This window comes from Pseudomonas fakonensis (assembly GCF_019139895.1).
Lineage (GTDB): Bacteria > Pseudomonadota > Gammaproteobacteria > Pseudomonadales > Pseudomonadaceae > Aquipseudomonas > Aquipseudomonas fakonensis.
On sequence record NZ_CP077076.1, the window covers coordinates 3,291,747 to 3,307,617 of the forward strand.

At 65.3% G+C, this 15,871-nt stretch carries 17 protein-coding genes; all 17 read right to left on the bottom strand.

What is annotated here, in order from left to right:
* Positions 1-9 precede the first annotated feature (9 nt).
* The 17 genes from icmH to tssC are packed head-to-tail and all read right to left on the bottom strand — an operon-like array spanning position 10 to position 15,855.
* Positions 10-879 carry a type IVB secretion system protein IcmH/DotU gene (icmH, locus tag KSS94_RS14535; protein WP_217838795.1) on the bottom strand — a complete coding sequence of 290 codons (870 nt, stop codon included), beginning with the start codon at positions 877-879 and terminating at the stop codon, positions 10-12.
* Between the two features lie 2 nt (positions 880-881).
* Positions 882-2,216: a type VI secretion system baseplate subunit TssK gene (gene tssK / locus KSS94_RS14540; protein ID WP_217838796.1), complete on the bottom strand. Its 1,335-nt coding sequence runs from the start codon at positions 2,214-2,216 to the stop codon at positions 882-884.
* Positions 2,213-2,704: a type VI secretion system lipoprotein TssJ gene (tssJ, locus tag KSS94_RS14545; protein ID WP_369986688.1), complete on the bottom strand. Its 492-nt coding sequence runs from the start codon at positions 2,702-2,704 to the stop codon at positions 2,213-2,215. The genes tssK and tssJ overlap by 4 nt, the downstream gene beginning before the upstream one ends.
* A gap of 5 nt (positions 2,705-2,709) precedes the next feature.
* Complete coding sequence (gene tagH / locus KSS94_RS14550; protein WP_217838798.1) at positions 2,710-3,891, bottom strand: type VI secretion system-associated FHA domain protein TagH; 1,182 nt, start codon at positions 3,889-3,891, stop codon at positions 2,710-2,712.
* Positions 3,892-3,912: 21 nt separating this feature from the next.
* Complete coding sequence (locus KSS94_RS14555; protein ID WP_217838799.1) at positions 3,913-4,050, bottom strand: type VI secretion protein; 138 nt, start codon at positions 4,048-4,050, stop codon at positions 3,913-3,915.
* Positions 4,051-4,084: 34 nt separating this feature from the next.
* Positions 4,085-5,599, bottom strand: a complete 1,515-nt coding sequence (locus KSS94_RS14560) for a sigma-54 interaction domain-containing protein (RefSeq protein ID WP_437180015.1) — start codon at positions 5,597-5,599, stop codon at positions 4,085-4,087.
* A 10-nt stretch (positions 5,600-5,609) separates the two neighbouring features.
* Positions 5,610-8,192 (bottom strand): type VI secretion system ATPase TssH, encoded by a 2,583-nt coding sequence (gene tssH, locus KSS94_RS14565; protein ID WP_217838800.1) that lies wholly within the window; start codon positions 8,190-8,192, stop codon positions 5,610-5,612.
* Positions 8,193-8,203: 11 nt separating this feature from the next.
* A complete protein-coding gene (tssG, locus tag KSS94_RS14570; RefSeq protein ID WP_217838801.1) occupies positions 8,204-9,211 on the bottom strand; it encodes a type VI secretion system baseplate subunit TssG in 1,008 nt (335 codons plus the stop codon).
* Positions 9,175-10,962 carry a type VI secretion system baseplate subunit TssF gene (tssF, locus tag KSS94_RS14575; protein ID WP_217838802.1) on the bottom strand — a complete coding sequence of 596 codons (1,788 nt, stop codon included), beginning with the start codon at positions 10,960-10,962 and terminating at the stop codon, positions 9,175-9,177. The genes tssG and tssF overlap by 37 nt, the downstream gene beginning before the upstream one ends.
* A gap of 7 nt (positions 10,963-10,969) precedes the next feature.
* Positions 10,970-11,398, bottom strand: coding sequence for a hypothetical protein (locus KSS94_RS14580; RefSeq protein ID WP_217838803.1), 429 nt, complete (start codon positions 11,396-11,398; stop codon positions 10,970-10,972).
* The gene (locus KSS94_RS14585; RefSeq protein ID WP_217838804.1) at positions 11,398-11,535 is read right to left on the bottom strand and encodes a hypothetical protein; all 138 of its coding nucleotides are present in this window, start codon (positions 11,533-11,535) and stop codon (positions 11,398-11,400) included. The genes KSS94_RS14580 and KSS94_RS14585 overlap by 1 nt, the downstream gene beginning before the upstream one ends.
* Positions 11,536-11,544: 9 nt before the next feature.
* On the bottom strand, positions 11,545-11,958 hold the full coding sequence (locus KSS94_RS14590) for a hypothetical protein (protein ID WP_217838805.1): 414 nt from the start codon (positions 11,956-11,958) through the stop codon (positions 11,545-11,547).
* A 32-nt stretch (positions 11,959-11,990) separates the two neighbouring features.
* The gene (locus KSS94_RS14595; RefSeq protein WP_217838806.1) at positions 11,991-12,404 is read right to left on the bottom strand and encodes a hypothetical protein; all 414 of its coding nucleotides are present in this window, start codon (positions 12,402-12,404) and stop codon (positions 11,991-11,993) included.
* Entirely contained in the window at positions 12,404-13,420 is a 1,017-nt protein-coding gene (locus tag KSS94_RS14600) for a DUF6402 family protein (RefSeq protein ID WP_217838807.1), read from the bottom strand. The genes KSS94_RS14595 and KSS94_RS14600 overlap by 1 nt, the downstream gene beginning before the upstream one ends.
* A 9-nt stretch (positions 13,421-13,429) precedes the next feature.
* Positions 13,430-13,951, bottom strand: coding sequence for a PAAR domain-containing protein (locus tag KSS94_RS14605; protein WP_217838808.1), 522 nt, complete (start codon positions 13,949-13,951; stop codon positions 13,430-13,432).
* An 11-nt stretch (positions 13,952-13,962) separates the two neighbouring features.
* The gene (gene tssE, locus KSS94_RS14610; RefSeq protein WP_217838809.1) at positions 13,963-14,370 is read right to left on the bottom strand and encodes a type VI secretion system baseplate subunit TssE; all 408 of its coding nucleotides are present in this window, start codon (positions 14,368-14,370) and stop codon (positions 13,963-13,965) included.
* Positions 14,371-14,382: 12 nt separating this feature from the next.
* Entirely contained in the window at positions 14,383-15,855 is a 1,473-nt protein-coding gene (gene tssC, locus KSS94_RS14615; RefSeq protein ID WP_217838810.1) for a type VI secretion system contractile sheath large subunit, read from the bottom strand.
* Between the last annotated feature and the right edge of the window lie 16 nt (positions 15,856-15,871).

Genomic DNA, 15,871 nt, shown 5'->3' on the forward strand with positions numbered 1-15,871 from the left:
TCCCTGAAATTACGACTTGGCCTGGACCACTACCGGGTCGGCCGGCTGGTAGCGCTGCAATACCGCTTCGCGCTTGTCGCCCAGCACGTAGGCGAAGCCCGAGAACATCACCACCAGGCAGATACCGGTAAAAGCCGCCACCAGCCACCAGGGCACCATGCGCACCACGCCGCGGCGGGTGTCGGTGAGGCCGGCCCAGTGCGGCGACAGCTCGCGCGGCACGTCACCACGCAGTTGGCGGATTTGCCGATAGACGCTGTCGCGGATGGCATCCAGTTCGATGTTGCCGCGCGCCTGCACGCGGAACTTGCCCTCGAAGCCCAGCGACATGCAGATGTACATGAGCTCGAGCATGGCCAGGTGCTTCATCGGGTTGCGGCCCATGTTCTCCACCAGCTGGAAGAACTTCTCGCCACCGAAGGTTTCGTTGTGGAAGCTGCTGAGCAGGCTGATGCTCGACCACTCGCTCTCGTTGCCCCAGCTGGTGGTCACCACCGCCTCGTCGGTGACGGTGCACAGCACGTAGCGCGCCATCATCACCTCGCCGTGATCGACACCCTCCTCCAGCGCCCGCGTTTCGAAATGGCGCAGGTGCTCGATCAGGCCGGTCTTGAGGGTGTTGAGGTTGTTGGCCTCGGCGCTGGACTTGATCTCGATGATCGCCGACAGCAACGGCGAGGCGGCCGACACCAACGGGTTGAGGCTGATGTTGAAGGTCTGCTCCGGGCGCCGGCTGGAGGCATACACCATGCGCTCTTCGAGGTCTTCATAGCGCGGCGGCCGGGCAAAGTCGGTCAGCGGCTCGTGGCTGGGCCGCTCGCCATGCTGGTTGAGCAGGACAGTACGGTCGTCCTGGCTGTACTCCATATCCCTGATCATGCTCATGCGTTCCTGATGGCCCAGAATTTCAGTTCAAGCTCGGAGAACTCGCCCGAGACGTGGAAGGCGAAGCCGCCGGAGCGCTCGAGCTGGGCCAGGTCCTCGGCGCTGAAGTCCAAGGCGAAGTAGGTCTTGTCCGAGTGGAACGGGATCTGCCGCGGCGCCACCGGCATGGGGCGTACCTTGATGCCCGGCAGGTGCAGGTTGACCAGCTGGCGAATGTGCTCCACCGGGCCGACCTTGAGGTGGGTGGGCAGGCGGTGGCGCAGCTCTTCGGTGTCGCAGTTGGCCTTGGCCGCCAGCACGAACGAGGCGCGACCGAGCAACTGGTGGTCGTGCAGCGGCGCGACCAGAATGCCGTACTGGCGCTCCTGCAGGGCCATCTCGATGGCGTGCTGCTCGAGCACCATCGACAGCACCTGGCGGATCGACTCCATCAGTTTGCGGAAACTCGCGCCCTGGTCGCTGTGCTCGTAGCGGCTGTCGTTGCGCGGGCGCTTGCTGTCGCTGGAAAACGCCGACAGGTCGCCGAACAGGGTCAGCAAGGTGCGGTACAGCTCTTCGGGGTGCACCTGCTCCACGCCCATGTAGTGGCGCAGCAGCAGGCTGGTGCGGTTGATCAGCTGCAGCATGAGGAAGTCGCCCACCTCGGCGCCGCCGACCTTGCCGTTGGCGCGGATGCGGTCGGCGAGAATGTCGCCACGGTTGTCGAGGATGCTGATCACTTCTTTAAGGCACGACAGCAGGTAGGGCGAAGAGTGGCTGTCGACGAAGCTGGGCACAAAATCGCTGTCCAGGGTGATCACGCTGTCGGGCGAGGTGTCATTGATCAGGCACACCTTGAGTTTCACGTAGGCCTGGTCGTTCTGCTGCTCGCCCAGCAGCAGGCGGAAGTCCGGGCGGGCGCAGCTGACCTGGCTGCTGGCGTCTTCGCCGGCGTTGGAGTCAGCCACTTCCAGGCCATAGGCGGTGTAGCGCGCCAGCACGTCGGGCTGGTCGGCGCGGCGGGCCTCGACGTGGCCACCGGTCACCAGCGGCAGGGCCAGGTACACCGGCACCTTGGTGATGTTCGGCGGCACGTCCACGGCCAATGGCTCGGCGCTGCTCTCCAGGTTGAACAGGGTGCCGTCGGGCAGCACGCCGGAAGCCTGGCTGACCACCAGCTTGCCCATGTTGAGAAACTGCAGGTCGATTTCCAGGCTGAGGAAGCCCCAGTTGTAGCGGCCCAGCAGCTGGGTGCGCGACTTCATCTGGTTGTCGTAGTAGCGATCGTTCTGCTGGAAGTGCTGCGGGCGCAGCAGCATGCCTTCCTGCCAGATGACTTTGTCCATGTTCATGTGCGGTCATCCACCTTGGCGACGGGCTGGGCAGCATCGTGGATGCCGTTCTGGTCCAGGACCAGCTGAATGCGGGTGATTTCTTCGGGCTGCACGGTGATCACGTAGCGCCACTGGGTGTCGGTGATGTCGCGATAGGCGGCCATCACCCCGACGTAGCGGCTGGTGCCGGCGACGGTGAGCTTGAGGTCCATGGTCTGGCCAGGGCGCAGTTCGAGCTCTTCGCTGTTGACCAGGTCCTGGGCCAGCACGTCCTTGCCACGCTCGTACAGGCTGAAGAAGTCGGCGTTCTCGAACGCCACCGGGTGCTTGAGCTCGTACAGGCGCAGCACCAGCGGCGAGGCGCGGCCGTTGACGTCGAGGTTGAGGTGCTCGTTGCTGTCCAGGGTCAGCTGCAGCTTGGTCTGGGTGGAGTACGGCGACAGCGCCGAGCAGCCGGCCAGCAACAGCAGGCCCAGGGCGGTAGCCAGGTTCTTGAGGCAGGTCATGGGGTTCATCCTTCGTGTTCGCTGTGCAGGGTGGCAATCAGGCGCACCTGCTCTTCGTAGGCCTGGGCGAAATCGCGGGCCAGCAGGCGCTCGGCGAAGTCGTCGTCCAGGCTCAGGGCCTGGTGGTAGCGCTGGAAGGCGCGCCAGCGGCTGCCCGAAGTGGCCACCAGCGGCTTGCCGCGCTCGCGCTCGAAGCGCAGGCTCAGCTGGCTCGGGGTGAAGTGCTCAAGCGTGCTGTGCACCACCGCACGGCTGCCGGCCAGCAGCGCCACCTGGTGCGCCTGCAGGTCACGAAAGCCCCGGGCCAGCGCTTGCTCGGCGCTGCCCTGCCCGGCCTGGCCCGGCTGCAGCATCAGGCGCAGCGCCTGGCCGCTGTCGCCGGCCTGGCGCAGCGGGTTGCGGCTGCTTTGCTGGGCGGTGGTGTGGCCCAGGCGCAGTTCGTTCTTCAGGTCGCTGCGGGTGCGCAGGCTTTGCTGCAGGCCGGCGATGCTCTGGTTGAGCAGGCCGGCGGCCTTCACTGCCAGGGCCTCGCGGGCCGGGCCGTCGAGGGCTTGCAGGTCGACCCCCAGAGCCTGGCCGAAGCGCGCCCAGAACTGCTCGGACACCCCCTCGCCTCGCGGCGCCGGGGCTTCGTACACCGGTGCGGCCACAGGTTCTGGCACCAGCTCCGGCACGATCAGGTTCTCGGTGTCGATGCGCGCCGCGTCGCTGCGCTGCGCCGGCTCGCGCCAGGCGGTGGCGAAGGCATCGTCGGCACCCGCTGGCGCCTTGAAGGCGTTGAGCGGGTCGAGGTCGAGGAAGGCATCGTCGGGGATGATGCTGCCGGCAGCGGTCGGCCGGCCGATTTCACCGTCGAAGCGCGCCGGCTCGCGCACCAGGCGCGCGCGGATCTCGAAGTCGCACAGGCGGAACACGCTGTCGTGCTCGATGCGAAACGGCTCGCCGCGCGGCAGTTGCACGCCGGAACCGGTGAACACGCCGTTGCGGCTGAGGTCGGTGAGGTAGAAGACGCCACGCTCGCAACTGACCCGCGCGTGGTGGCCCGACAGGTGTTTCTTGCCGTCGGGGATGGTCCATTGGCAATCGCCGGCACGGCCGATGGTGCCGCCGTCGGCGCCGAACAGGCAGGTGCGGGCATGCTGGGGTATCAGCTGGCGGGTGTTCTGAATCTCGAGCACGAGTTCCATGTGTCTGTGCACTCCTTGCGGTTATCGGCCGCGATTGACCACCTGGGGTTCACCCAGGGGCCGGTATTGGTCATCGTTGAACTTGTAGTTGCCGTTGCAGCCGGCAAGGCCGAGCAGCACCAGCAGCCCGGCGGCAATCAGCCATGGACGTGAAGGCATCAGGAAGTCTCCCTGCAGGTCAGGTATTCGTGGGTCATGCCTGGAACTCGCTCAGGTCGATGTTCAGGCGCTCGATGCGGTACAGCAGGGTGCGCCGCGGCAGCCCCAGCTGCCGGGCGGCGACGGTCTGGTTGCCGTTGTTGCGGCGCAGGCAGCCGAGCATGTAGGCGCGCTCGACGCGCTCCATGTAGTCGCGCAGGTGCAGGTTGTCCGGCTCTGCCGGGGCCTGCTCGCGGGCGCCGAAGTGCTCGGCGCGCAGCTCGGCGCCCTCGCACAGCAGCACCGCACGTTCGACCATGCCCTTGAGCTCGCGCACGTTGCCGGGGAAGCCGTAGCCGGCCAGGTAAGCCTGCGCGCACTGCGACCAGCTCATCGGGCCGCGGCCAATGAAGCTGCAGGCCTTGGCGACAAAATGCCCAGCCAGCAGCTGCACGTCGTCGCCGCGCTCGCGCAGTGCCGGCAGGCTGATGGGGAACTGCGCCAGGCGGTAGTACAGGTCTTCGCGGAACTGCCCCTGGGCGACCATGGCCGCCAGGTCGCGGTGGGTGGCGGCGATGATGCGCACGTTGATCTTGCGCACTTCGTTGCCGCCCAACGGGCGAATTTCACCCTCCTGCAGCACCCGCAACAGCTTGGCCTGCAACGCCAACGGCATGTCGCCGATCTCGTCCAGCAGCAAGGTGCCGCCGTCGGCCGCCTCGAACAGCCCCACGCGGTCGCGGTCGGCGCCGGTGAAGGCGCCCTTGCGGTAGCCGAACAGCTCGCTTTCCAGCAGGTCTTCGGGGAAGGCCGCGCAGTTTTGCACGATGAAGCTTTTGCTGCGGCGCGGGCCGCATTCGTGCAGGGCGCGGGCCACCACTTCCTTGCCGGTGCCGGTTTCGCCGGTCAGCAGCACGGTGTAGGTGCTGTGCAGCACCTTGCCGATCAGCTGGTAGGTCTTGCGCATGGCCTCGCTGGTGCCGATCAGCCCGTAGTCGCTGGGGCACACGCTGTTGTCGGCCGGTGCGGCCATCACAGCGCCGCCGCTCAAGCGCACCAGCAGGCCGATCTGGCCGAGCACGAAGCGGCCCAGTTGCGCCAGGGCATCGGCGAAGCGTTGCAGCTCCAGCGCCCGCGGGCTGGCGCAGATCAGCAGGCCGCCCACCTCGCCGCTTGCCGTATTCAGCGGCACGCACAGCAGGCTGCGCCAGGTGTCGCCGCTGGCCGGCAGGAAGCTGCTCGAATACAGCCCGTCGCCGAGCGAGTCCAGGCACAGCACGCGGTTCTGGCACAGGCTGAACTGCAGCAGCTCATCGCCGTGGTAGTCGGCCGACAGTGCCGAGCCGTCCGCAGCGCGCAGCTCGCCGTGCAGGCACTCGGCGCTCAGGCCCAGGGCGCTGTGGCCGGCATCGAGCAGGTACACCTGGGTCAGCTCGCAACCGCTCAGGGCACTGGCCTGGCGGGCGAAGGCGCCCAGCAGCGCGCCCTGCTCCGCCGCCTGCGCCAACGCACCGAACGCGGCCAGCAGCTGCTCGGCGTAGCCCAACGGCTCCGGAGTGTGCTCGAGCAAGGCGTTCATCTCAGCCGAACTCACAGACCACACCACCGTCACCGTCCAGTGTGGCGTGCACCTGGCTCAGTTGTTCGCCGCTGGCCATGGCATCGAGCAGCCGGTCGGCGATGGTCGGCAGCAGGTGCGACTCGATCAGGTGGTCGATCAGCCGCGCGCCGCTGTCGCTTTGGGTGCAGCGCTGGGCCAGGTGCTCGACCAGTGCCTGGCAGTGGCTGAAGCCCAGCTGACGGCGTTGCAGGCGCTCGCCCAGGCGGCCAAGCTTGATCTGCACCAGCTCGTTGAGCACCGGGCCGCCCACCGGGTAGTACGGCACCACGCGCATGCGCGCCAGCAGGGCCGGCTTGAAGTGCTTGCTCAGTGCCGGGCGAATGGCTGCTTCGAGGTCTTGCGCCGAGGGGCGCTGGCCGTCTTCGCAGAGCTGGCTGATGCGGTCGCTGGCAAGGTTGGAGGTCATCAGGATCAGGGTGTTGCGAAAATCGATTTCGCGCCCTTCACCGTCATTGGCCACGCCCTTGTCGAAGATCTGGTAGAACAGGTTGAGCACGTCAGGGTCGGCTTTTTCCACCTCGTCCAGCAGCACCACCGAATATGGCTTCTGGCGCACCGCCTCGGTGAGCATGCCGCCCTCGCCATAACCCACATAGCCAGGCGGTGCACCGATCAGGCGCGAAACGGTGTGTTTCTCCTGGAACTCGGACATGTTGATGGTGGTGAGGAAGCGCTCGCCGCCGTACAGCAGGTCAGACAGCGCCAGGGCGGTCTCGGTCTTGCCCACACCGCTGGGGCCGACCAGCAGGAACACGCCCACCGGCGCATCGGGCTTGTTCAGGCCGGCGGCGGTGGCGCGCATGGAGCGGTCCAGGGCATGCACTGCCTGCTCCTGGCCACGAATGCGCAGGCGCAGGTCGTCGGCGAAGCTGATCACCTTGGCGTTGTGCTCGCGGGCCAGCTGGCTCAGGGGTACGCCGGTCCAGGCGCTGATCACCTCGGCCACCAGGCGCGGGCATACCTCGAAGCTGACCAGGCGCTCGCGCTGCTGGGCGTCGGTCAGGGCGCCGTGCACCTCCAGTAACTCGGCCTGGCACTGTTCGGCATCGAAGCTTTCATCATCCACCGGTGGCTTGGCCAGGCGCTGGCGCAGGTCGAGCAGGCGCTCAGCCAGGCTGCGTTGTTCCTGCCACAGCGCCTCAAGGGCCTGCTGCTCGCCGGCGGCCTGCTCCAGGCGGCTCTCCAGTGCTTGCAGGGCGTCATGGTCAATCGACAGGCCTGCCTCGGCGTCCCGGCGCAGGGCCTGCACCTGGCGCTCACCCTCGGCGCGCTCGCCACGCAGGCGCTCGATGCTTTCGGGCGCGGCGGCCAGGCTGATGCGTACCCGGGCGCAGGCGGTGTCGAGCACGTCGACGGCCTTGTCCGGCAGTTGCCGGCCAGCCAGGTAACGGGCCGACAGCTCGGCAGCGGCAACCACGGCGTCATCGCGCAGGTAAATGCCGTGGCTTTTCTCGTACACCGGCGCCAGGCCACGCAGGATGGTCACCGCCTCGCCCACAGTGGGCTCGTGCAGTTGCACCGGCTGGAAGCGCCGGGCCAGGGCCGGGTCTTTTTCGAAGTACTTCTTGTACTCGGCCCAGGTAGTCGCAGCGATGGTGCGCAGCTCGCCACGGGCCAGGGCTGGCTTGAGCAGGTTGGCGGCATCGCCACCACCGGCCTGGCCACCGGCACCGATCAGGGTGTGGGCTTCGTCGATGAACACGATGATCGGCTTGGGCGCCGACTTGACCTCGTCGATCACGCCCTTCAAGCGGCGCTCGAACTCGCCCTTGACGCTGGCACCGGCCTGCAGCAGGCCCATGTCCAGGGCCACCACCTCGACGCCCTTGAGCGCCTCGGGCACTTCGCCGGCGGCAATGCGCAGGGCCAGGCCTTCGACGATGGCGGTCTTGCCGACCCCGGCCTCACCGACCACGATCGGGTTGTTCTTGCGCCGGCGGGCGAGGATGTCGACCATCTGGCGGATCGCGCCGTCGCGGCACAACACCGGGTCGAGCTTGCCGTCACGGGCCTGCTGGGTGAGGTTGTGGGTGAACTTGGCCAGCAGCGACTCGCCACCTGCCGCCGCCGGCTTGCCCGGGGCGGCCTCGGGGCGCTGGGCCAGGGCGTACTCACGCAGGCGCGCAGCGTCGATGCGGGCCAGCAACGGCTGGTAGCGGCTGCCGGCGTAACGCACCAGGTTGCGCAGCAGCGCCAGAATCAGCGCGGCCTGGTCGATCTGGCTCTGGCCCAGCTCCAGGCTGGCGGCCATCAGGCCGTCCTGCAGCCATTGCACCAGCTCCGGGGCAAACACCGGGTTGCGCGAGGCGCTGTGCTCGGGCAGCGGCTGCAGCGCTGCGGCCAGCACCTGGGCATCCACCTCGGCGTCCTGCAGGGCCTTGGCCAGCAGGCCTTCGGGGCGCTCCAGCAACGCCAGCAGCAGGTCCTCGACGAGGATCTTGCTGCCGCCACGGCTGACGCAGCGCTGCGCGCAGCCTTCGAGGTCGCGGCGGGTTTCGGCGTCCAGCGCCTTGATGAGCTGTTGCAAATCGACGTTGATCATTTCATTGGTCCTTAATGAATCCGGCTGCCGAGGGTGACGACCCCGTCGGCGCGTTCGTGTCCGAGCCAGCTGGTCCAGCCGAGGCGGCAGGCGTTGTCTTCGCCAATGCGCAGCTCGCGGACCTCCTCGTGCTTGAGCACCAGGCGCAGGTCGTAGTCCAGGGGGTCGCGCAGGGTGAAACGCACCAGTGCGCACAAAGGCTGGTAGCCCGGCCCGATGGGCAGGAATTCGTGAAAGCGCTCCCAGGTGAGCTGGTTGACGTGGATGCGGAACTTGCCGCCGCGGTCACGCACGCTTTCGCCCAGTACCGCGTTGTCGCCCAGCAGGCTGTTGGCCAGGCCCAGGCGGTTGCGCTCTTCTTCAAGAATCTCCACGCGGCGCTCGACGCACTGCTCGATCACCAGGTCTTCGTGCTTGAAGTAGTAACGCAGCACCGACTCGATCAGCGCCGCCGAGTGGGCGCGCAGGCTGAGCAAGCCCAGGTACGGCAGCAGGCGCCGCCAGTTCAGCTCGCCGGCCTGGCGAATGGCCTCGCCGCCCAGGCCGATCAGGGCGAACAGCTGCGCCGAGAACGGGTCGGTTGCGCCAGTTTCGAAGCGCACGTGGTAGCGGTACTTGCGCCAGATCGGCAGCATCAGGCGCTGCAGGCGGTGGTGGAACAGGTCGAGGAACTGGCGCGTGGGGTTGCCGTCGTCGCCGTCGCCGATCGCCTGCTCACCATAAAAAGCCGGCAGCGGCGAGCTGGCGCCCACCAGGCCGACCAGGTTCAGGCGCAGGCGCGCGCGCAGCTCGCCGTGCTCGTGGAAGAACTGCACGCGGTCGATGTCGCTGCCCGGGAAGCCCAGGCTGGGGTTGGCCTCGAACTCCAGGCGCTCGTACAGGTCTTCCTGGCTGAGCCAGGGGCTGTCCTCGCGCAGGCGGTCGACCACCAGCAGCACGGCCTGGTACAGCGAGTATTCGCGAATGTAACGCGCCAGCCCGCTCAGAGCAGGGGCTGCATGCCCATACGTGGTGTCCATTGGTACACCTCCCCTTGCGTGCTTTTGACCCTCAGCTCATGGAACGAGTTGAGGCTGGCGTAGAGTGCGAAGAATTCGTTGAGCACCGAGGCGAAGACGAACAGGTCGCCCTCTCCCACGTAGCCTTCCGGGTCGATGGTCAGTTCGGTGCGCAGGCCGCGCAGCGGCAGGCCCTTGTGCAGGCGGTCGATGTGCTCGTGGCGCACCTTTTTAAGGCCGCCGAGCAGGCGCTTGCTGACCTTTTCCGCGTGCTGGTCGTAGTAGCGCGGCAGGTCGTAGGTTTCGAGGATCACCTTGAGCGCCTCGACGTTGGCCAGCGACAGGTAGTTCAGCGACATGTTGCTGATCAGCCGCCACAAAAAGTCGCGGCCAATGGGCGGCGCGTAGCTGGGGGTGGCGGCGGTGATGTTGCGAAAACGCAGAAACTCCGGGGTGCCTTCGGCCATCAGGCAGATGTCGCCTTCGCGCAGGCGCAGCGGCAGGTTCTGGTTGGTGCAGGTGAGCTCGATCGACAGCGTCTCGTGGGACTGGGTCTGGCGGATGCCGAAGCTCAGGTAGGTGTCCATGCCTTCGTGCAGCAGCGAGCTGCGCTGGCGCACGCTGTAGTGCGGGCTGCTTTCTTTCACGTCAAAGCTTGGGTCGTGCTCGAACGACTCGAACGGCACGTAGTTGCGGTAGCCCACCCCGCCCGGCAACCAGCCGATCACCCCTTCCACGGCGAACACGCCGCAGCTTTGCAGGTCGTACTCGGCCGGCAGCAGCAGGTACTCGTCCTGCTTGCCGTCCAGGCGAATGGGCAGTGCGTCGTGGCGGAACAGGTTGACGATGGGGGTGCAGTGCAGCTTGATGTTTTCAAGGCTCGGGCGCAGGCGCTGGATGCCGCTCTTGCGGATGTTGAAACGGATCGCCACGCCGCGCACCTGCTCTTGCAGGTCTTCCGGGATCGCCGCCAGGGCTTCGAGGCCTTCGAGGTCGACGAACAGGAACTTGTCCTGGAACGAGAAGTACTCCTGCAGGAAGCGGTAGCCGCGGAAGGTGTTCAGCGGGTATGGGATCAGCGCGTGTTCTTCGCCAAAGCCCACCGGCGAAACCTTGTCACCGCGCAGGGTGTAGCTGAGGTCCGGGGCGTTGATGCGCGAGAACGGTTTGCCGTGGGCGTCCAGCGGTACCAGCTCGATGCTTTCGAGGTTGCGCAGCAGGCACAGGTAGAGCATCTGGCTGATGTAGCGCTCGCCGGCCAGGTGCAGGCGCAGGCGCTTGAGCTCCAGCTCAGCGAGAAAACCGTCGCAGCTCATCTCGGTGCGCAGGGTCAGCACCGCGCCGTCACCCTTGACCGCAAAGTCGATGCCGGCCAGGTCCAGGGCCTGCACTTCGGTGGCGTAGCAGGTACGAAAGCGGCAGCGCACGCCATCGACCGGCTTGCTCTCCACCGGGGTTTCCCGGGCCACGGTCTGCGCAGGGCCGGCCTGGGGCAGCGGCTCGAACTGCAGCATGCTGAACGAGGGCAGCGGGCGCATGTAGTTGGGCCACAGCAGGTGCATCAGCGAGTGGGTCAGCTCGGGCAGTTCGTCGTCGAGCTTCTGGCGCAGGCGCCCGGTGAGGAAGGCAAAGCCTTCGAGCAGGCGCTCGACATCCGGGTCGCGCCCGCTCTGGCCGAGGAACGGTGCCAGTGCCGGGCTGCGCTCGGCGAAACGCCGGCCCAGTTGGCGCAGGGCGGTGAGTTCGCTCTGGTAGTAGTGGTTGAACGACACGGGGCGGTTACCTTGGTTGAGGGACGGTTGGGCGCAGGCATGCGCGGTAGGCGACGTCGATGAGGACGGCCAGGAACATCAAGCTGGCAAACAGCCCGGCGAGCAGCGTGCCGCGCAGCGGGTGGCTGTAGCTGCCCACCGCCAGGTACAGGAACACCAGCGTCGTCAGTGCGATGGCCACGGCGCAGCGGGCTTTCACACTGCTGACGAAAATCAGTGCCAGGTTGACCAGCACGAACAGGTGGAACAGGTAATACAGGGCCAGGCCGAAGCTCACCCCGACACGGCGCGGCGCATGGTAGTGCTCGCTGAACACGCTGACCGCCAGGCTCCACAGCAGCGGCAACAGCACACAGGCGAGTACGTGGCCGCAGGCCCGGCCCAGCCATCGCAAGCGCGCCAGCTCACGCAGGCGGCCCAGGGCGATACCGCTCATCACGCCACCCTCTGGTTGAGGTACCAGCTACCCACTGCATGTAGCAGCGGCATGCACAGGCTCAATAGCGCAAGGCCGGCGAATACTTCGCTTTCGGCCAGCGCAGCCCGGTATCTGGAGCGTGGGTAGTCGTACATGTGTGGCCTTCAGTCCTTCAACGTTCGCGCAGACGCTGCCGCGCACTCACTCATCTCAAAACTCGCCCAGCCGTGCCGGGTTGGATACATCGCCATCTGGCCGAGCCACTCAGTGGCAAAGGTGTTCACCTCCTCCTCACTGAAGTTCCACTCGGAGGTGGCGAGCGGGTCCCCGGCATTGTTGTAAACGCGGTAGAAGTAGCGGCTGCCGAAAACCGATGCCATACGCCCCGCCACGCCGAAAGCCGAGTAGTCGCGCCTGTAGGTTTTCAACAGACATTTGCCAGAGCCGCTGGCAATGCTGTCCGTTACCTGCGCCTGATCGCTTGCATACAGGCGCATGCCCAGCCACGCCAGAAACAGCAGCAAGATCAGCGAGCCCACAAGTAGAAACAGCCAACGCACTGAAACGGGCAGCGCCACGGCGCACTGCAGGGCATCACGTCCAACCCGCGTCACTGACGGCCAGCCTCTGGCTGCTCAGCTGATACATCACACTGCTTGAGCGAAAAGCTCGCCCAGCCATCGGTGGTCGGATACATGGCCATACGGCGAACCCAGTGAGCAGAGAAGTCATCAATCTCGTACTCGGAGAAGTTCCATTCAGAGGTCGCCAACAGATCACCGGCGCGGTCGTAAACACGGTAGAAGTAACGGCTGCTGTAACCCGAGCCTATCCGGCCCACGAACCCCAAAGGCTTGTAGTTTCTGATATAGCTTTTCAGCGTGCAGTTGCCGCCGCTGCTGGCCACCGCGTCCTCTTCGAAGGCGTGATAAGCGGAGTACTGGCGAATACCCAGCCACCCCAGCAGCAGTAAAACCAGCAACATGCCAAGCGGCATCAACAACCAGCGGACCAGCCACCCCATCACTTCGCCCCCCCCGAGCGATCCACAAACTCGGCAATGTCGATCTTGCCGATCGGAATTTCTATATCGACCTTGACTTTATGAACGGTGGAGAAAATCAAAAAATCGCCACCTTTGTTATGCAGAGCGCGATATTGATTGAAACTATCGTTGGTCACCCGATAAAACGTCTTGCCTTGGTCTTCGATGCGGGGGGAAGTGCTAGCCTTGAGATCGGTATAACGCTGGGCAGGGCGCGCCAGCACGCCAGTCGCATCGCGAACATCGGTCGCGTTCCAGTAACCCAGGAACTGGTCCTCGCCACCGCTGTTCAAGAAGTCATAGGTGTCCCGCACATACAGCCCTATTTCATCGATCACGATCTTCGCAGGAACGCCCGGCTCACGAACAGTCCACATACTGGTCGCTGCGATCTTGATGGCAAAACCGCCCAACGCACCATAAACATCGTCCATCGCATCGATAGCCTGCTCCTTCGGAGTAGTGCCGACCGTGAGGTAGTTGAATTGTGCGCACTCATCGAGTTCGATGGCCGATTTGGCGGAGAAATCGAAATAGCAATTACGCAGCTGACCCTGTTCAAGATCAATGGCACCGAGTTTCGAGAGCCGCCGCATCAACTGAACCAGGCCATTGGAGAGTTGCTTTTCAATCGGGGACGAAGTGAGCACACGACCAACCAAGGCGTTGTAGTTGTTCACGCGTTTCAACTTGGCGACGACATCATCGACGACGGGTTTGACTCGCGCCGAACCAGTGAAAAGCCATTCGAACGGCAGGTCGGTCATCACCTGTTCTGCGGGCAACTCGGACGCTTTTTTATCGCCTTTCTTGACAGCCTTGGTCATGACATAAGGCGCGCCTGTAAACCACCGGCGCATGATCTGCTCAGCCTGGGTCCAGCCTTTGAGCGCCATGGCATCCGGAATGTCGGAGACGCGAAACGCCTTCACTTCAACCTTGTGGCCTTCGCCGTCTGCGGGCGGGGTCAAAGCCGCCTCAACATTTGTCGTCACAGGCACACCTCAGGCAATCTCAATAGCAGTTTGCGGCGCGAGAACGAGGGTCACGGCCTCGGCGGTCTCGGAGCCCATGGACTTGGTTCTGCCGGCGTCATCGGTTACCCCTTTGATTTCCTTGCCCGATGCAGTGCGCAAGGTGTATTCGCGCCCTGCGATGGGCTTGCCATCAACGGGGTGAGTCACCACGAAGTGCTTGGTGAACAGCCACTGGATGTCCACCGGCACCGGCGCCACGAACGGCGCCGGGCTGTGCGCATCGCCAATGATCACCGTGCCGGAGCCGGCGGTGACGCTGTTGCCGTGGCTGCCCACCGAACCGACGGTGGCAGCGTTCATGCCGTTGATGGTGACGGTGGCCGACACGCCGCCAACGATGGCGCCGCCACAGGCGCTGGCATCACCCTTGCGGGCGGCGGCCAGGCCTTCGATGATCACGTCCGGCGAGCCGGCCGCGATGGGATTGGTGCCATGCCCGGGGATGGGGCAGGCAGTTGGGTCGCTGACCCGTGCAGCGGGTTTGCCCATGTCGAAACTCCTTATCGAACCTTGACGTTGCCGCTGCCATCGAGGTGGGCGGTGAAGGAGACCGCACGGCGGATCCCCTCCACTTCCAGCCAGCCTTCGATGGCGAAGGTGAGTTTGAGCGGATCGCTGCCGCGCGGCTGCGAAACCACCTGAACGTTGCTAAGGCGCGGCTCGTACGCTTCGATGAAGCGGCGAATCGCCTCCTTGGCCTGGCTCAGGGCGTCGTGCAGGCTCAGGCGCATGTCGTTCAGATCTGGCAGCCCATAGTCGGGCAGCGTCTGTACGCTGCCGGCACGGGTGCTGAGCATCTTGCCCAGGTGGCTGGCCACCGAAGCCGTCACGCTGCCTTCGCGGTTGTATTCGCTGCGCCCGGCGGCTTCACCACCGAGGCGTTCGAACAAGCTGCCGTATCCGCTCATGCCCTACTCCACTCAGGCCTTGTCGAGCTTGCCGACCAGCGACAGGGTGAAGTCGGCACCCATGTACTTGAAGTGCGGGCGCACGTTCAGGCTCACGCGGTACCAGCCCGGCTCGCCTTCGACATCGCTGACGGCGATGGCGGCAGCACGCAGCGGGCGACGACCACGCACTTCGGCGCTCGGGTTTTCCTGGTCGGCCACGTACTGGCGGATCCACTTGTTCAGCTCGGCTTCAAGGTCGGTGCGCTCTTTCCACGAACCCAGTTGCTCGCGCTGCAGCACCTTCAGGTAGTGGGCCAGGCGGTTGATGATCATCATGTACGGCAGCTGGGTACCGAGCTTGTAGTTCAGCTCGGCGTTCTTGCCTTCTTCGCTGATGCCGAAGAACTTGGGCTTTTGCACCGAGTTGGCCGAGAAGAACGCGGCGTTGTCGCTGCCTTTGCGCATGGTCAGGGAAATGAAACCTTCCTCGGCCAGTTCGTACTCGCGGCGGTCCGATACCAGGACTTCGGTCGGGATCTTGGTCTCGATCTCGCCCATGCTCTGGAAGTGGTGCAGCGGCAGGTCCTCGACCGCGCCACCGCTCTGCGGGCCGATGATGTTCGGGCACCAGCGGAACTTGGCGAAGCTGTCGGTCAGACGGGTGGCGAAGGCGTAGGCGGTGTTGCCCCACAGGTAGTGCTCGTGGCTGTTGGCGACCACTTCCTTGTACACGAAGGTCTTCACCGGGTTGTCTTCCGGGTCGTACGGGTTGCGCAGCAGGAAGCGCGGTACGGTCAGGCCCATGTAGCGCGAGTCTTCGGACTGGCGGAAGCTCTGCCACTTGGCGAACTGCGGGCCTTCGAAGTGGTCCTTGAGGTCTTTCAGGTCCGGCAGGCCGGTGAAGGCCTCGAGGCCGAAGAATTTCGGGCCGGCAGCGGCGATGAACGGCGCGTGGGACATGCACGAAACGCTGGAGACGTACTGCATCAGCTTGACGTCAGGGGCGTTGGGCGACATGAAGTAGTTGGCGATGATGGCGCCTACCGGCTGGCCGCCGAACTGGCCGTATTCTGCGGTGTAGACGTGCTTGTACAGGCCGGCCTGCATCACTTCCGGGGAGTCTTCGAAGTCGTCCAGCAAGTCTTGCTTGGAGGCGTTGAGGATCTCGACCTTGATGTTTTCGCGGAAGTCGGTGCGGTCCACCAGCAGCTTCAGGCCGCGCCACGAGGCTTCCAGCGACTGGAACTCGGGGTTGTGCAGAATTTCGTCCATCTGCCGGCTGAGCTTGGCGTCGATTTCGGAGATCATCCGGTCGACCATGGCCTTCTTGACCGGCTCGCCCTGGTTCTGCGGCTTGAGCAGTTCTTCGATGAAGGCCGACACGCCGCGCTTGGCGATGCCATAGGCTTCGTCCTCAGGGGTGAGGCTGGTTTCGGCGATGATCTGGTCGAGGATGCCGAAGTCGGCGAGGTCCTGGGTTTCTTGCTGTGCTGCGGTGCTCATGGGGTGGCGTCCTTAT